Here is a 16,664-nt window from a genome sequence, read left to right on the forward strand (position 1 = left end):
ACCCCGAGGAGGAACCTCGTGATCCTGCTTCTGTCCACTTCGGACACCGACCTGCTCAGCGCCCGTTCGGCCGGCCCCGAGTACCGGCTCGGCAACCCCGCCCGCCTCGATGTCGCCGAGCTGCCGGAGCTGCTCGAAGGCGTGCGCATCGTGGTCGCCCGCATCCTGGGCACGCCGCGGAGCTGGCAGGACGGCCTCGACACGCTGCGGGCCTCGGGCGCGCACGTCGTCGTCCTGGGCGGGGAGCAGACGCCGGACGCCGAGCTGATGAAGCTTTCGACCGTCCCCGCCGGCATCGCCGCCGAGGCCCACGCCTACCTCGCGCAGGGCGGCCCGGACAACCTCACCCAGCTGCACCGGTTCCTCTCCGACACGCTGCTGCTCACCGGCGACGGCTTCGAGCCGCCCGCGGAGCAGCCCACCTGGGGCATCCTCGAACGGCCTTCGCGAGCCGACGGTCCCGTCATCGGGATCCTCTATTACCGCGCGCACCACCTGTCCGGGAACACGGCCTTCGTGCACGCGCTCGCCGACGAGATCGAGGCCGCGGGCGGGCGCGCGTTGCCGGTTTACTGTGCTTCGCTGCGTACGCGCGACCCGGAGATGATGGCCGAGCTGGGCAAGGTCGACGCGCTGCTGGTCACGGTGCTGGCGGCCGGCGGCACCCGGCCGTCCGAAGCGGGCGCCGGGGGCGACGACGAGGCCTGGGACGTCGCCGAGATGGCCGCGCTCGACGTCCCGATCCTGCAGGCGCTGTGCCTGACCAGCGACCGCGAGACGTGGGCGGCCAACGACGACGGCCTCTCGCCGCTCGACGCCGGCAACCAGATGGCCGTGCCGGAGTTCGACGGACGGCTGATCACGGTGCCGTTCTCGTTCAAGGAGCTCGACGAAGACGGCCTCCCCAGGTACGTGCCCGACGCCGAGCGCGCGTCCCGCGTGGCGCGCATTGCGCTGGCACACGCCCGGCTGCGGTACACACCCGCGTCGGAACGTCGCATCGCGCTGATGCTGTCCGCGTACCCGACGAAGCACTCTCGCGTCGGCAACGCGGTCGGGCTGGACACGCCGGCGTCGGCGGTCGAACTGCTGCGGCGGATGCGCGCGCAGGGCTACGACCTGGGGCCGGACGCGTTCCCGGGCGTCGACCCGACCGGCACCGACCAGCCCGACGGCGACGCGCTCATCCACGCGCTGATCGCCGCCGGCGGCCAGGACCCGGAGTGGCTGACCGAGGAACAGCTGGCCGGGAACCCGATCCGCGTCCCGGCGGCGCGCTACCGGCAGTGGTTCGACGCGCTCCCCGCGGAGCTGCGTGCGGGGGTCGAGGAGCACTGGGGCCCGGCACCCGGCGAGCTGTACGTGGACAACGGCGACATCGTGCTGGCGTCCCTGCAGAGCGGCAACGTGATCATCATGATCCAGCCGCCCCGCGGGTTCGGCGAGAACCCGGTCGCGATCTACCACAACCCGGACCTGCCGCCGAGCCACCACTACCTGGCCGCGTACCGGTGGCTGGAGGAGGAGTTCGGCGCGCACGCCGTCGTCCACCTCGGCAAGCACGGCTCGCTGGAGTGGCTGCCGGGCAAGACGGCCGGGCTCTCGGCGTCGTGCGCGCCGGACGCCGTACTCGGGAACCTGCCGCTGGTCTACCCGTTCCTCATCAACGACCCCGGCGAAGGCGCGCAGGCGAAGCGGCGGGCGCACGCGACGATCGTCGACCACCTGATCCCGCCGATGGCGCGCGCGGAGTCCTACGGCGACATGGCGCGGCTGGAGCAGCTGCTCGACGAGCACGCGAACATCGCCGCGATGGACCCGGCCAAGCTGCCGGCCGTGCGCCAGCAGATCTGGACGCTGATCCAGGCCGCGAAGCTGGACCACGACCTCGGCGTCGAGGAACGGCCGCACGACGCGGAGTTCGACGACTTCCTGCTGCACATCGACGGCTGGCTGTGCGAGGTCAAGGACGCCCAGATCCGCGACGGCCTGCACATCCTGGGCGCGGCGCCGGTCGGCGAGGCCCGCGTCAACCTCGTGCTGGCGATGCTGCGCGCGTCCCAGATGTGGGGCGGCAAACAGGGCGCGATCCCGGGTCTGCGCTCCGCACTGGGGCTCAAGGAAAACGCGCCGATGTCCGAAGTGGACGCGGTGGAGAAGACGGCCCACGAACTCGTCCGGACGATGGAAATGCGGGGCTGGGACGCGACCGCGGTCGCGTCGGTCGCCCCGGACGAGCAGGTGGCGAAGGTGCTTTCGTTCGCGGCGGAGGAGATCGTCCCGCGGCTGGCGGGCACCTCCGGCGAACTCGACGCCGTGCTGCACGCGCTCGACGGCGGGTACATCCCGGCCGGCCCGAGCGGTTCGCCGCTGCGCGGGCTGATCAACGTGCTGCCGACCGGACGGAACTTCTACACCGTCGACCCGAAGGCGATCCCGAGCCGGCTCGCCTGGGAGACCGGGCAGGCACTGGCGGACTCGCTGCTGCGCCGCTACCGCGAGGACACCGGCGACTGGCCGAAGTCGGTCGGGCTGTCGGTGTGGGGCACGTCGGCGATGCGGACGTCCGGCGACGACGCGGCGGAAGTGCTGGCGCTGCTGGGCGTCCAGCCGGTGTGGGACGAGGCTTCGCGGCGCGTCACGGGTATCGAGGCGATCCCGCTCGAGGAACTGGGCCGGCCCCGGATCGACGTCACGGTCCGGATCAGCGGCTTCTTCCGCGACGCCTTCCCGCACGTGATCGCGCTCATGGACGACGCGGTGCGGCTGGTGGCCGGGTTGGACGAACCCCCGTCGGAGAACTTCGTCCGCGCGCACGTCTCGGCGGACCTGGCTTCGCACGGTGACGCCCGGCGCGCGACGACCCGGATCTTCGGGTCGAAGCCGGGTGCGTACGGCGCCGGGTTGCTGCCCCTGATGGACAGCGGGAACTGGCGTGACGACAAGGACCTCGCCGAGGTGTACGCGGTGTGGGGCGGCTTCGCGTACGGCCGCGATCTGGACGGCCGTCCGGCACGCGAGGACATGGAAAGCTCGTACAAGCGCATCGTGGTGGCGGCGAAGAACACCGACACGCGCGAGCACGACATCGCGGACTCGGACGACTACTTCCAGTACCACGGCGGGATGATCGCGACGGTCCGCGCGCTGACGGGCGCGGCGCCGGCGTCCTATGTGGGCGACAGCACCTCGCCGGACGCGGTCCGCACGCGCACGCTGGGTGAAGAGACGGCCCGGGTGTTCCGGGCGCGGGTGGTCAACCCGAGGTGGCTGGCGGCGATGCGCCGTCACGGCTACAAGGGCGCGTTCGAGCTGGCGGCCACAGTGGACTACCTGTTCGGCTTCGACGCCACGGCGGGCGTCGTCGGCGACTGGATGTACGAGAAGCTGACCGAGTCGTACGTGCTGGACGAGGTGAACCAGGAGTTCCTGCGCCAGGCGAACCCGTGGGCGTTGCGCGGGATCGTGGAGCGCCTGAACGAGGCGGCCGACCGCGGGCTGTGGGCGGAGCCGGATCCGGCACTGCTGGAGAAGATGCGCGAGGTGTACCTGTCGCTGGAAGGCGACCTCGAGTCGGAGTGAGCCTGCGGGTCGCAACCGCGCCGGCTTTCCGTCACCACGCGGGAATGCGCGACCGTTCGGCAGTTGTCCACATCCGCACCGCAATGCTGAGCGGAAACGCCCGGGAAACGCGGGCCGGAGTTGGGTGGCGGCATGATCACCGCCGTTCACCGGAAGACCCGCTCCTGGGCGCTCCCCCTCATCTGCCTCGGCGCCGCCGTCCTCTACGCCTGGAAGATCGGCGACGGCCAGTTCGGCAACACCTACTACTCGGCCGCCGTCAAGTCGATGACCGGCGGCTTCACGAACTTCCTCTTCGGCTCCTTCGACCCGTACGGCGTCGTCACGGTCGACAAACCGCCGATGGCCCTGTGGCCACAGGCGTTCTCGGTGCTGATCTTCGGCTACCACGGCTGGGCGCTGCTGCTGCCCCAGGTCCTCGAGGGCGTCGCGGCGGTCTTCCTGCTCCACCGCACGGTCCGGTTGTGGGCCGGGGAGAACGTCGCCCTGCTGGCCGCGGTCATCCTGGCGCTCACGCCGGTGACGGTGATCATCGACCGCGGCAACAACCCGGACCCGCTGCTCGTGCTGTTCCTGGTCGCCGCCGCGTACGCGCTCACCCGCGCCGTCGAAGGGCACCGGAAGTGGCTGTGGTGGTGCGCCTTCTTCGTCGGCTGCGGCTTCCTGACCAAGATGCTGCAGGCGTGGATCATCGTCCCGGCGCTCGTGGCCGCGTACCTGGCCGGGACGAGCGGACCGCTCCGGCGTCGCCTGCTCGACGTGCTCGGCGCCGGGCTGGTACTCGTCGGCTCGTCGTTCTGGTGGATCGCGCTGTACGACTGGTGGCCCGGCGCCAAGCCGTACATGGGCGGCAGCGGCGACGGTTCCGCGTGGGACCTCGTCTTCGGCTACAACGGCTTCGGCCGCCTGTCCGGCAACGGCGAGGGCGGCGGCATGATGATCATGCGCAGCGGGCAGCAGACCATGTCGTCGTTCGGCGGCGACCCCGGACCGGGCCGGATGTTCAACGACCTCGTCGGCGGGCAGATCTCGTGGCTGTTGCCGCTGTCGCTGCTGGTCCTGGCCGTGGTCGTGGTGACGAGGTCGTGGGGTGACGCGCGCAGCCGCGCCGGCTGGGTGCTCTGGGGTGGCTGGCTGCTGGTGACCGCCGCGGTCTTCAGCTTCGCCGGCGGCATCTGGCACCCGTACTACACGACGGCGATGGCGCCGGCCGTCGCCGCGGTCTCCGCCGCGGGCCTGGCGTTGCTCTGGCGGCACCACCGGCGCACCGCGCTCCCCGCGGCGATCGCGCTGAGCGCGGCCTGGGCCTTCGTGCTGGCTTCACGGGACACCTCGTTCCACGGCTGGACCCGGTGGGCGGTGCTCGGCACGGCCGCCGCCGCCATCGCCGTCCTGCTGGCCGGCCGCAGCCGGTGGGCGCTGGCGGCCGGGCTCGTGCCGCTGCTGCTGACGCCCGCCGTGTGGTCGTACGCCGCCGCGCAGAGCACGTCCTCGGGCACGCTGCCCGCCGCGGGTCCCGCTACCGGGCCCACCCCGGGGCCGATGCCGGGACCGGCGGCGGCACCGGGTGGCCCGCAGCCCCGGATGGTGCTCGGCGGCGGAGGTGACGGCGGCGCGAAGCTGTCCGACGAGCAGCAGCGCATCCTCGGCTACGCCCGCGAGAACGGGACCGAGATCGCGCTCGCCGTGAACAGCGAAGCCGGTACGGTCGCGTCGTTCATCATCGGCTCGGACGCGACCGTGATCGGCATGGGCGGCTTCGGCGGCCGCGACGACACGCCCTCGGTCGCGCAGCTCGACCGCTGGCTCGCCGAGGGCAAGCTGCGGTTCGTGCTGAGCGGAAGGGCCGCTGCGGCCGGGCCCCCGCGCAGCCCGGTCCAGGAGGAACGCCGTCGCTGGATCGAACAGCACTGCACGGTCGTCGACCCGAGCGCGTACGGCGGCCGGGCCGCCCCGGGGGCCCGGCCCGGGGACGGTCCGGTGCGCCTCGGCGGCGCGGACACCCTCTACCGGTGCTAACGCCGAAGAAACACCGGCGCGGCGATCATGGCGGCATGCGGGTACTGGTGGTGGAGGACGAGCCGATGCTCGCGGACGCGATCGCGGAATGGCTGCGCGACGAGTCCCACGCCGTCGACCTCGCCCACGACGGCGCCGCGGCGCTGGAGCGCATCGCCGTGCACGGCTACGACGTCGTCGTGCTCGACCGCGACCTGCCGGTCGTGCACGGCGACGACGTCTGCCGGGAGCTGGTGGCGTCCGGGGCGGCCACGCGGGTGCTGATGCTCACGGCGGCCGCCGAGGTCACCGACCGCGTCGCCGGGTTGTCGCTCGGCGCCGACGACTACCTGACGAAGCCGTTCGCCTTCCCGGAACTGGCCGCGCGCATCCAGTCACTGGGGCGGCGCTGCCGCCCGGCCGCGCCGCCGGTGCTGCGCCGGTCCGGGATCACGCTCGACCCGGCACGGCACGAGGTGTTCCGCGACGGGCGCTACCTCCCGCTGTCCAAAAAGGAATTCGCCGTGCTCGCCGAGCTGCTGCGGGCCGACGGCGCCGCCGTCTCCGCGGAACACCTGCTGGAGAAGGTGTGGGACGAGCACGCGGACCCGTTCACCGGCGCGGTCCGGCTCACCATCCTCAAGCTGCGCCGCAAGCTCGGTGACCCACCACTGGTGGAGACGGTCACCGGGGTCGGCTACCGGCTCCGGTGAGCCTCCGGCTGCGGCTGACCGCGCTCTACGGCGGCCTGTTCCTGCTGGCGGGCGTGGTGCTGCTGGGCGTCACGTACCTGCTGTTCACGCAGCAGGTCGGGCGGCGGGTGACGGTGCTCGTCGGCACGGCGCCGCCCGGCCTGCCGCCGCTGCCCTCCCCGGAGTCGCTCGACGCCCAGGCCCGGCAGGTGCGGGCGGCGGCGGCGACGTCGCTGCTGACACAGGGCGGCATCGCGCTCGCCGCGGTCGCCGTGCTCGCGGCGGCGGTCGGCTGGCTCGTGGCGGGTCGCGCGCTGGCACCGCTGCGGCAGGTCACCGAGACCGCGCGCCGGATCGCCGCGGCGGCCGACCCGGGCGGGCACGAGCGCATCGCGCTGCGCGGACCGGACGACGAGGTGAAGAACCTCGCCGACGCGTTCGACGTGATGGTCGAGCGGCTCGACCGGTCCTTCGACGCCCAGCGCCGGTTCGTCGCGAACGCGTCGCACGAGCTGCGCACCCCGCTGACGCTCAACCGGTCCCTGGTCGAGGTGGCGATGCACCGCCGCACGGCCTCCGACGACGTCCGGCAGCTCGGCGCCAAGCTGCTGCAGATCAATTCGCGGCACGAGAAGCTGATCAGCGGGCTGCTGCTGCTGGCCCGGTCGGAGAGCGCGCTGACCGAACGGCGCCCGGTGGACCTGGCGGCGATCGCGTCGCACGTGGTTCCGCCGGGCGTGCAGGAAGACCTGGCCGAAGCGACCGCGCTGGGCGACGCGCTCATGCTGGAGCGGCTGGTGCACAACCTGGTGGAGAACGGCCTCCGCCACAACGTCGAGGACGGCTGGGTGCGGGTGGCGACCCGCACGCGGCTGCCTTCGGTCGAGCTCGAAGTGACCAACAGCGGCCCGGTGATCCCGCCGTCGGAGGTGCCCGCGTTGTTCGACCCGTTCCACCGCCGGGCACGGGTGGCCGCGGACGGCGCCGGGCTGGGGTTGTCGATCGTCCGCTCGGTGGCGCACGCGCACGGCGGGGAAGTCACCGCCACGGCTCGTCCGGAGGGCGGCTTGGTGGTGGTCGTGTCGCTCCCCGCGGCCTGACCACCCCGTTCATTCGCTTGTCCGCGTTCAGAAGGTGAGGTGGGTGTTCTCGCGCTGGACCTCCGGGGTCAGCGCGGGCACCTCGACGACGTGCCGTCCGGCCTGCCGCAGCAGCTCGGTGCCGCGGGCGTCGACGAAGACCGGCGGCTCGCGCCAGGCGAACACGACCCGCGGGATCCCGGCGTCGAGGACGAGCCGGGTGCAGCTGCGCGGATGGGAACTGCGGTGGCTGCACGGTTCCAGCGAGCTGTAGAGGGTCGCCCCGGCCAGTCGCGGGTCGCCGGCGCACTTGGCCAGCGCGGCTTCTTCGGCGTGGTTGGCCGGGTCGCCTTCGCCGGAATGCCCGGTGGCGACGACTTCGCCGTCGGCGTCGGTGATCACGGCACCCACCCGGAAGGTGTGGCTGGGCGGGCATTCGGCGGCGAGCGCGATGGCTTCCTTGAGACGCTGGAGATCCCGGCCGGTCGGTTCGGCGGCGGCGCGGTACTCGAGGATCGCCATGCCCTGCAGTTCGTTCGCGGCGGTCAGGACGAGCGGCCGTGGGTAGCGGCCGGGCCCGACGAACCGCGGCGCGCCCGGCTGCCCGACGAAGAACGGCGCGATCGCCAGCCGCAGTGCGTCGGCGAGTCCTTCGGTGAGGAACTGCGTGTGGATCCCGCCGCCGCCCTCGACCAGCAGGTTTTCGATGCCGCGCGCGCCGAGGTCGTCGAGGATGCGCCCGAAGTCCGGCGGGTCTCCCTCGTCGACGACGGTGGCGACGTGCTTGAGCGCGTCCGCGGCGCCGGGCGGCGCGTAGACGAGCTTTTCGGTGTCTCCGACGGTGAAGAACTGCGCGTCCGGGTCGAGACCGCGGGTGGTCACGGTGACCTTGACGGGTTGTTCGGGCTTCCCCCGGTCCAGCCGGCTCTGCCGCAGTGCGGGAGCGCGGACGAGCAGCCGCGGGTTGTCGGCCCGCACGGTCCCGGCGCCGACGAGGATGGCATCGGCCTCGGCCCGCAACCGGTCGACGACCGCGAAGTCGTCCTCTGTGGACAGCACGAGCCGCTCGGGCGAGGTGTCGTCCAGGTAGCCGTCGAGCGACTGCGCGGCGGACAGCAGGACGTGCGGCCGGGACATCACCCGGCCCAGTATGCCGTAACGCCCGGGCCGGTCCCCGCGTCCTACGACGTATCCCCCTGTCGTGCCCATCCCCCGGAGCTGCGGAACATGACCACGCGAGGCTGGTACAAGGAGCGGACGCTCACCACGGTCGACACCGTCGGCCGGGAGGTGTCGGTGACGACCGGGCTCACCCGCGACCCCGAAGGCCGCCTGGTCGCGGCGATCGCGATCAGCGACGGCCCGACCGCGATCTACCGCTACTCCGGCGACGCCGAAGAGCGCACCGAGCTGGTCACCAACACCGCGGACACCGTCAAGGAGCTTCGCAGGCTCGGCGTTCCGCCCACGCGCTGACCGTGCCCTACGTCACGCCCCGCCGGGCGCGGTCCGGTCCGCGGCCTTGAACCGGGCGAGCAGCGCCTGCCCGGACGGCGAATCCGCCCCGAACGCGACGAGGCCGGGGCGGCCTCCATTCGGGACGACGACGAGCGCGTTGTGGCAGCGGAAGCAGAAGGCGATCTCGAAGAGGGTTTCGGCGGCGCCGTGCGCCCTGAGCGCGTACACCGGGCTGAAGCACCGCATCGGTTCGCCGTCCGGGAGGCCGGCGACGAGCCCGGCGAGCGCCACCGCGTCCGCCCCTTCCGCCGTCCCGAGCGTCTCCCCCGGAACGACGGCCCATTCGTCCCAGTCACGCGAACCCGGGATGCGGACGAGCTCGAGCCGGCGGACGTCCGCCGCGGCCACCGGGAGGAGCATCCCGGTTCAGGCCGGCAGGACCGCGTACTGGCGGACGTAGAGGTCGGTGTAGGTCACCGGGCCGCGGGGGCCGGGCACCTTGTCGAGGTTGATGCCGGTTTCCGGGACGGCGAGCAGCTTGAAGCCGTCGAGGAGCCGGGTCGGGGCGTTCCAGAAGACGCCCGTGCCGGTGTAGCCGTCGAAGAAGGCGTCGGCGGCCGACTCGTCCTCGGTGGTGATGCCCGCCGCCAGGCCGGAGGTGCGCTCGTTGGCGATCTCGACGGCGTCGCCGAGCGAGCCCACCTTGGCGACGGTGACGGTTGCTTCGCGGTCGGAGTCCAGCGCCCACTCGTAGCCGATGGGGTGCTCGTGCGGGGCCAGCGAAGGAGTGACCCCGCGCTCGGCGAGCGCCTCCGAGATGGCGGGCCAGGCGTCGTCGTGGATGTCTTCGTGGATGAGCAGCAGGTTCAGCCGGTTGCAGACGCCCAGCCGGTCGAGGCTGGCGTGGACGAGGTCGCGCGCCTTGGTGACGTCGGCCCCGCGGTCGACGTAGAGGACGCCACCGCCATCGGCGTGGGCGAGGGTGCGCACGCCGTGGACGGCCGCCTCGGTGGCGAGGGCCCGGGTGCTGTCCCCGCTGCCCCGCAGGATCACCAGCGGCACGAGGCCGGGCAGCCGCACGAGCGCCGACGCCGCCTCCCGCTCCACCCGCGGCACCAGCTGGACGCAGTCGGCGTCGATGCCCGCTTCGGCGAGCGCCGGCGCGATGACGACCTCACGCAGCCGCTGGGCCGAGCCGAGCGCGGCCGAGCCGGTGCGCAGCACTCCGGCGTTGCGCGACTTGACCAGCTGCGAGGCCACATCGACGGTGACGTTCGGCCGCGCCTCGTAGTTCGCGCCGATGACGCCGACCGGCCGCCGCCGTTCGACCAGCCGCAGCCCGCCGTCCAGGGTGGACACCTCGACCGAGCGCTCCTGGTGCGGCGCGCCGGCGAGCAGCTGGAGTTGTTCGGCCATGCCGGTGAGCCGCTCGGGGGTGATGGTGAGCCGGTCGAGCAGGCCGGCACTCATCCCGCCGGCCGTGGCGCGCTCGACGTCGGCCTGGTTCGCCTCGAGGATCTCGTCGCGGTGCGCGAGCAGCCGCTCGGCCATCCCGCGGAGCGCGGCATCGACGGCCTCGGCACTCGCGGCAGCCAGCGACGGCGCGGCCAGCTTCGCCGCCCGTGCGCACTCTTCGACGGCCTTGGCGACCTCGTCCATCGTTCGTCTCCCTCTCCGCGCGGACCACCAGTTTGCCGCATCCACCCCCGTAACCGGCGACGGGCTCCACCGCGGGTCACCAAGGCACGGGCGCGCCTCGCGCCGACCGCCACCCGGCCGCCGCACCCGACCGCCGCACCCCGCCGCCGAACATCCGCCCGGCCGCCGACCACCTGCCCCGCCGACTACCTGGCCGCCGCACCGGCCGCCCACGACCCGCCCGCTCGCCCGCCAACCAGCACCCGTCCGCCGCCGACCAGCTGCCCGCCGACTACCTGGCCACCGCGCCCGGGGACGGCGCCCGCCAACCGACGAGCGTGCCCAAGACGGCAGCCCACCAGCCGGCGACCGCGCGCAGCGGCCCGCACCGGGCCACCGACGGACGGGGGCACACTCGAGCGCCACAACCGCACCTTGCGCCCACCAGTAGCGGCACACTCGAGCACCGCAACCGCACCTTGGGACCGCCCGGCAGCGGCATACTCGAGCGCCGCAACAGCACCCTTGCGCCCACCCCACGGCGACGTACTCCAGCACTGCAACCGCACCTTGCGGTCACCCGGCGGCGCGCTCGGGCGCCGCCACAGCACCTTGCGACCCACCGGGCGGCGAGCTGGGCCCGGAGCACCCGGGCCGGGACCCGGGCACCCCGGCCGTCCGGCGACTTGGCCGGCTACTTGGCGACGGGCTCCAGGAGCCACAGCGCGCCGGCGAGCAGGCAGCTGATCGTCGCCACCGCGAAGACCAGGACCCACAGCACGGGCGGGACCGCCGTGAGGCGGCCCAGCTGGTCCGCGTCGGAGTCGCGAGCCTGGCCCCGGCGGCGCTTGATCTGCAGCTCGGCCACCGGCCGCACGCCTCCGAACAGCAGGAACCACGTCACCAGGTAGCTGAACGGGGCCTGCAGCTCGACCGGCGCGACGAACGCGATCAGCGCGAGCACCGCCGCGCTGGCGACGACCGTGAACACCCCGTAGGCGTTGCGCACCATCACCAGCACGCCGAGCAGCAGCAGCGCGATCAGGACCAGCACCGTGCCGACCAGGTCGGCGCCCAGGAGGCTGGCGAACAGCAGCCCGAGGACCGACGGCGCCAGGTACCCGGCCATCGCCGTGAAGGCCATGCCCGGCCCCTCGGGCTTGCCGCGCGAGACGGTGACGCCCGAGGTGTCCGAGTGCAGCTTGATGCCCTGCAGGCGCCGTCCGACCAGGACCGCGGCCAGCGCGTGCCCGGCCTCGTGCACCATCGTCACGACGTTCCGCGCCCGCCGCCACGGCGTCCCGCCGACCAGCACCACCAGCATTGCCACACCGCCGGCGACCAGGGTGATCACCGCCGGGGCCTGGGCCTGTTCCAGCAGCGAACCGGCAGGCGAAGGGTCAGCGGCAGCAGCCGCGCGGAAAGCCGACAGGGCGTCACCGGCGGGACCGCCGAGCGCGAAATGAACGGGCGAGCTCACCCGGACACCTCACCACAGGCGATATCTGGCTACGGTGAGTCCCCACCGATCGCCGCGTCGCGGCTTCCGGTATTCGGGTCGTGACGATCTCCTTTCTGTCAGGGCCAGGGCGACCGGCGTGACAGCCGCGTTTCGGCGCCGACCGGCCGGGCGCGGGACTTCACCAGACGCGGCACGGACCGGCCACCACCGCGCCGCCACGATCGCCGGACCGACGGCCGCGGCACCGCCGCCACCCCGCGCCCGGTCCGAGCGGCCTCCGGTACCACCGCCATCCCCAGCCGGATCCAGGCTCGTGGACAGCTCGCCCCCCTCGGCGGGCGGGTGGTCGCCGCGCGCGCCACGCCAGGTCAGGTCATCGCGACTCCCGCATCCTGGCCTCGCCCTCGACGCGGAACAGGAACGACACCCAGCTCCGGAACGGTGCCCAGGCCTCCGCGATCTCCGCCAGCTCCGCGACTCCCGCGTCCGGGAGGTGGTACGCGTCGCGCATGATCTCGTGGAGGCGGGTTTCGCCGCGGGGGAAGACGTCCGGGTGGCCGGCGCCGCGGATGAGGATCAGCTCCGCGCTGAACCGGCCGACCCCCGGCAGGAGCTGCAGCTGCTTCAGCGCCTCCTCCGCCGGCATGGCCCGCAATGCCGCCGCGTCCAGCATTCCCTCGGCCGCTGCCTCGGCGATGGCTCGCAGGCGTGGCAGCTTCGGGCCCGGCAGGCCCGGCTGATACCCCAGCTTCGCCAGCGCGGCCGGCGCCGGGAACGACCTCAGCCTGCTCCCGCCCACGTCGACTTCGGTGCCGTAGCGCTCGGTCAAGCGCCGGCGCAGCCGGACCGCCTGTGTCATCCAGATCCGGTGGCTCAGCACCGCCCAGCACGCCGCTTCGTACGGCGAAGCGAACAACACCGGGCGCAGGCCCGGATGCAGCCCTTGCAACAGGGACACCACCGGATCACGGTCGCCGGCCTCGGGGAACGCCGTGCCGTCGACGTCCAGCGAGCACATCCTCCGCACCTGCGCCACCACGGCTTCGGTGTGCTCGGGCGGGCCGTGGACCTCGACCGTGAGCGCGCCGGGCGATCTCTGCCGCAGCACCGCTCCCACCGGTGTCCATTCGCCGTCGAGCGCGAAGGCGACTCGGAGCGCGCGGGGCTCGGAGTCCGGCTGCCCGGCGGGGGCGAAACCGGTCAGGAACCGGGCCGCCGCGGCCAGTTCGAACTCTCCGTGCACCGCGATTTCGCCACACGGGCGGGTAATCGTCGTCATCTCTCCTCCTCGGATCGGGACCTTGCCTGCGACGTTAGGAAGGGGCACCGACAATTCCGGGCGTCGAACGCCTGGACCCGGCTTTGTTCACTCGATCGAGTGGCCGCGGAGTTGGCATACTGCCGGTATCCGAAACGAGGAGGACCCGTGCCGACCAGCGCATCCGACCGTCTCCAGTCCCTGCTCGGAACGCCGGGCGAGACCGAAAACGGCTACCTCGACCTGCTGGGTGCCGCGGACCAGGCCGGCCCGCCGACCGGGCTCACGCAGCGCCTGATGCGCACGGCTCTGCTCCCGCAGGTCTACGAGCGGTACTGGCGCCCCGCCCTCGGCCGCGCGCTCAAAGGCCCGCTCGGGCCGAGCATGGCGGGCGAAGTCCGGCTCGCCACGAAGCTCCTCCGGCCCGAACCGGGTCACACGGTGCTCGACGTCGCCTGCGGAACCGGCCGGTTCACCCGCGCGTTCGGCGCGGCCGTCGGCCCGGACGGGCTGGCGATCGGGCTCGACGGCGCCCGCACCATGCTGGCCAAAGCCGTCGCCGAGGGTGGCCCGGACTCCGTCGCCTACCTGCGCGCCGACGCCGTGCACCTCCCGCTGAAGTCGTCCACAGTGGACGCGGTCTGCTGCTTCGCCGCGCTTCACATGTTCGCCGAGCCCGAAACCGCGCTGGACTCCTTCGCGCGCGTGCTGAAACCCGGCGGCCGGGTTGTGCTGCTGACGAGCGCCCGTCGTGGCCGGCAACCCGCGCGTCTGATCGAGTCGGCGGGCGGGATCGTGAGCGGGCAGAAGATGTTCGACCGCGGCGAAATCGCGGCAAGCCTGCGCGCCCGCGGCTTCACGGAGATCACCGAACGGTACGCCGGCGTCACGCAGATCGTCGCGGGCCGGCTCGGCTGAGCACCGCGGATTGTCGGGGGTGGGAGTTAGCATCGCCCCCATGACGCACACCGAACCCGTCCCGCCCGACGACAGCTACCTGCGTTCCCTGGTCGAGGCCACCGCCGACGCCGTCGCGGCCGCCGAACCGCTGCCCTCGCCGCACACCGGCGCGGACGAGGCGACGCGGGCCGAGGTGACCGCCGCGGTCGAGCGCAGCTCACCCGATCTGGTGGCGTTGAGCCAAGATCTGCACGCCCACCCCGAAGAGGGGTTCGCCGAGCACCGGTCGGTCCGCGCACTGGCCGATCTCCTGCAACGCCACGGTCACGAAGCCACCGTCGGCGTCGGCGGGCTCGACACCGCACTGCGCGTCAGCACACCGCAGCGAGCGGGCCCGCACATCGCCGTCCTCGCCGAGTACGACGCACTGCCCGGGCTCGGGCACGCGTGCGGCCACAACATCATCTGCACCACCGCCGCGGGCGGCTTCCTCGGCGCCGCCACCGTCGCCGAGCGGCTCGGCGGCCGCGTCAGCCTGATCGGCACGCCCGCCGAGGAAGGCGGGGGCGGCAAGGAAATCCTCGCCCGGGCCGGTGTGTTCGACGACGTCGACGCGGTGATCATGCTGCACCCGTTCAGCCACGACATCGCGTTGCACCCCTTCCTCGGGCGGCGTCAGCTGGAGATGGTCTTCCACGGCGTCGGCGCACACGCGAGCGCCCAGCCGTTCATGGGCCGCAACGCGCTCGACGCCGCCGTCGCCGCGTACCAAGGCGTCTCGGCGCTACGCCAGCAGCTCCCGCAGAGCGACCGCGTCCACGGCGTGTTCACCGACGGCGGCGCCCGGCCCAACGTCATCCCGGCCCGCGCCGCGCTGCTGTTCTACCTCCGTTCCCGGACCCCGGAGACCCTGCGCGACCTCGCCACCCGCATGACGTCGATCGCCGAGGGCGCCGCGGCGATGACCGGCTGCGGCGTCGAGCTGATCTGGGACGCCCAGGCGGCCTACCTGCCGATCCGGTTCAACACCGCGCTCGCCGGGCGGTGGTCGGCCAATCAGGTGATCACCGGCCGCAAGCCGCTCCCGCCGGGCATCGTGCCGGAGTCGCTGACGGGCTCCACCGACCTCGGCAACCTGTCGTATCGCTTTCCCGCGCTGCACCCCATGCTCGCCGTTTCAGGGGAGACGGTTGCGTTGCACACCAAGGAATTCGCGGCCGCGGCGGGTTCGGAGACGGGTGACGCGGGTGTCCGCGACGGCGCGCTGGGCCTGGCCCTGACCGCCGCCGACTACCTCGGCGACGCCGAGCTGCGCAAGGCCGTGCACGACGAGTTCGAAGCGGCGGGAGGTGCCCTCGACGTCCCGTCGTTCTTCGCCTGACAGCTGAGGATCGGCTGAGTCTTCTCAGCTGATTCTTCTCAGCAAAGCCTGAGGTGTTTCCACAGGCTGCTCACAAGCACGGGCGCGAATCTGGTGCCATGACCGAGAACGAGAGTCGGCCCGGCCCCGCCTCACCCGGTGGGCACCAGCCGCACCAGCACACCACCCCGCAGTACGGGCCGTACGAGCAGTACGCCTACCAGCAGCAGGCCGCGCCGAATCCGCTCTTCACCCCGCCGCCGGGTGCCCAGGCCCCCACGGCGCTGAAGGCCAAGCCGCGCAAGGGCAGCCGCGTCGCGATGATCGTCAGCGCGACCGCACTCGGCGCCGCGCTGGTCGGCGGCGTCGGCGGCGCCGCGATCGTCGGGCTCACGACGACCTCGGCGGACGGCGCGACGACGTCGGTCAGCACGCCGGCGGCGAACGGGCAGACGGTCTCGAACGCGACCTCCGGCGACGTCAGCGCTGTAGCGGCGAAGGTGACGCCGAGCGTCGTCCAGATCAACGTCACGACCGATCAGGGCGAGGCCATCGGCTCCGGCGTCATCCTCACCTCGGACGGGCGGATCCTGACCAACGCGCACGTCGTCGACGGCGCCCAGAACGTCGTCATCACCACGTCCGACGGCAAGAAGTACCAGGCCGACGTGGTCGGCGCCGACACCAAGGCCGACATCGCGGTGGTCCAGGCCCAGAACGCCAGTGGCTTGACGGCGGCGTCCTTGGGTGACTCGAGCAAGCTCGTCGTCGGCCAGGAAGTGGTCGCGATCGGCTCGCCGGGCGGCCTGCAGAACACCGTCACCACCGGCATCGTCAGCGCGCTGAACCGGAACCTGTCCGACATCGGGCAGGGCGAGCAGCAGCAGCGCTCGCCGTTCAGCCGCACGTCGAACGAGAGCAGCGACTCGCCCAGCTACACCGCGATCCAGACCGACGCCGCGATCAACCAGGGCAACTCCGGCGGCGCGCTGGTCGACGCCCAAGGCAACGTGATCGGCATCAACTCGGCGCTGTACAGCCCCTCGGCCTCGGCCAACGGCTCCGCAGGCAGCGTCGGGATCGGCTTCGCCATCCCGATCGACGACGCCAAGAAGATCGTCGACCAGATCGTGAACAACTAGGACGCGGACGGGCCGTGGTCGGGGCGGTCCATCCCCCCGCTGCGGGGAGCGGGAGAACACGCGAAGGCCGTTTCGAGAGTCAATCGGGGGCTCTC

The 16,664-nt window shown here is 72.8% G+C and carries 13 protein-coding genes; 8 read left to right on the top strand and 5 right to left on the bottom strand.

Annotated features, from left to right (window positions below; all coding sequences use genetic code 11):
- Positions 1 to 18 precede the first annotated feature (18 nt).
- From cobN to ACLJQE_RS40280, 4 genes are all read left to right on the top strand, one after another.
- A complete protein-coding gene (gene cobN / locus ACLJQE_RS40265; RefSeq protein ID WP_410644916.1) occupies positions 19 to 3,582 on the top strand; it encodes a cobaltochelatase subunit CobN in 3,564 nt (1,187 codons plus the stop codon).
- 132 nt (positions 3,583 to 3,714) lie between these two features.
- Entirely contained in the window at positions 3,715 to 5,601 is a 1,887-nt protein-coding gene (locus ACLJQE_RS40270) for an ArnT family glycosyltransferase (RefSeq protein WP_410644918.1), read from the top strand.
- 35 nt (positions 5,602 to 5,636) lie between these two features.
- Positions 5,637 to 6,293: a response regulator transcription factor gene (locus ACLJQE_RS40275; protein ID WP_410644919.1), complete on the top strand. Its 657-nt coding sequence runs from the start codon at positions 5,637 to 5,639 to the stop codon at positions 6,291 to 6,293.
- Positions 6,290 to 7,372 carry a sensor histidine kinase gene (locus tag ACLJQE_RS40280; protein WP_410644921.1) on the top strand — a complete coding sequence of 361 codons (1,083 nt, stop codon included), beginning with the start codon at positions 6,290 to 6,292 and terminating at the stop codon, positions 7,370 to 7,372. Before ACLJQE_RS40275 ends, ACLJQE_RS40280 begins: the two co-directional genes overlap by 4 nt.
- A 27-nt stretch (positions 7,373 to 7,399) precedes the next feature.
- Here the strand turns inward: ACLJQE_RS40280 and ACLJQE_RS40285 are convergent, their stop codons facing one another.
- Positions 7,400 to 8,491, bottom strand: coding sequence for a dihydrofolate reductase family protein (locus tag ACLJQE_RS40285; protein ID WP_410644923.1), 1,092 nt, complete (start codon positions 8,489 to 8,491; stop codon positions 7,400 to 7,402).
- Between the two features lie 87 nt (positions 8,492 to 8,578).
- Here ACLJQE_RS40285 and ACLJQE_RS40290 point away from each other — a divergent pair, with 87 nt between their 5' ends.
- Positions 8,579 to 8,827, top strand: coding sequence for a hypothetical protein (locus tag ACLJQE_RS40290; RefSeq protein WP_410644925.1), 249 nt, complete (start codon positions 8,579 to 8,581; stop codon positions 8,825 to 8,827).
- A gap of 12 nt (positions 8,828 to 8,839) precedes the next feature.
- Here ACLJQE_RS40290 and ACLJQE_RS40295 read toward each other — a convergent pair whose 3' ends face one another.
- The 4 genes from ACLJQE_RS40295 to ACLJQE_RS40310 form a co-directional block, all read right to left on the bottom strand.
- A complete protein-coding gene (locus ACLJQE_RS40295) occupies positions 8,840 to 9,217 on the bottom strand; it encodes a hypothetical protein (protein WP_410644927.1) in 378 nt (125 codons plus the stop codon).
- 18 nt (positions 9,218 to 9,235) lie between these two features.
- Positions 9,236 to 10,468, bottom strand: coding sequence for an aldehyde dehydrogenase family protein (locus ACLJQE_RS40300; protein ID WP_410644929.1), 1,233 nt, complete (start codon positions 10,466 to 10,468; stop codon positions 9,236 to 9,238).
- Between the two features lie 673 nt (positions 10,469 to 11,141).
- Positions 11,142 to 11,927: a M50 family metallopeptidase gene (locus ACLJQE_RS40305; RefSeq protein WP_410644931.1), complete on the bottom strand. Its 786-nt coding sequence runs from the start codon at positions 11,925 to 11,927 to the stop codon at positions 11,142 to 11,144.
- Positions 11,928 to 12,282: 355 nt separating this feature from the next.
- Positions 12,283 to 13,188 carry a DNA-3-methyladenine glycosylase family protein gene (locus ACLJQE_RS40310; protein ID WP_410644932.1) on the bottom strand — a complete coding sequence of 302 codons (906 nt, stop codon included), beginning with the start codon at positions 13,186 to 13,188 and terminating at the stop codon, positions 12,283 to 12,285.
- A 147-nt stretch (positions 13,189 to 13,335) separates the two neighbouring features.
- Between ACLJQE_RS40310 and ACLJQE_RS40315 the strand changes: the two genes are divergently transcribed.
- From ACLJQE_RS40315 to ACLJQE_RS40325, 3 genes are all read left to right on the top strand, one after another.
- Positions 13,336 to 14,085 (top strand): class I SAM-dependent methyltransferase, encoded by a 750-nt coding sequence (locus ACLJQE_RS40315; RefSeq protein WP_410644934.1) that lies wholly within the window; start codon positions 13,336 to 13,338, stop codon positions 14,083 to 14,085.
- Between the two features lie 40 nt (positions 14,086 to 14,125).
- Entirely contained in the window at positions 14,126 to 15,448 is a 1,323-nt protein-coding gene (locus ACLJQE_RS40320) for a M20 family metallopeptidase (RefSeq protein ID WP_410644936.1), read from the top strand.
- 98 nt (positions 15,449 to 15,546) lie between these two features.
- Positions 15,547 to 16,569, top strand: a complete 1,023-nt coding sequence (locus tag ACLJQE_RS40325) for a trypsin-like peptidase domain-containing protein (RefSeq protein ID WP_410644938.1) — start codon at positions 15,547 to 15,549, stop codon at positions 16,567 to 16,569.
- Positions 16,570 to 16,664 lie beyond the last annotated feature (95 nt).

It is taken from the genome of Amycolatopsis sp. lyj-346 (assembly GCF_046548975.1).
Taxonomy (GTDB): Bacteria; Actinomycetota; Actinomycetes; order Mycobacteriales; family Pseudonocardiaceae; genus Amycolatopsis.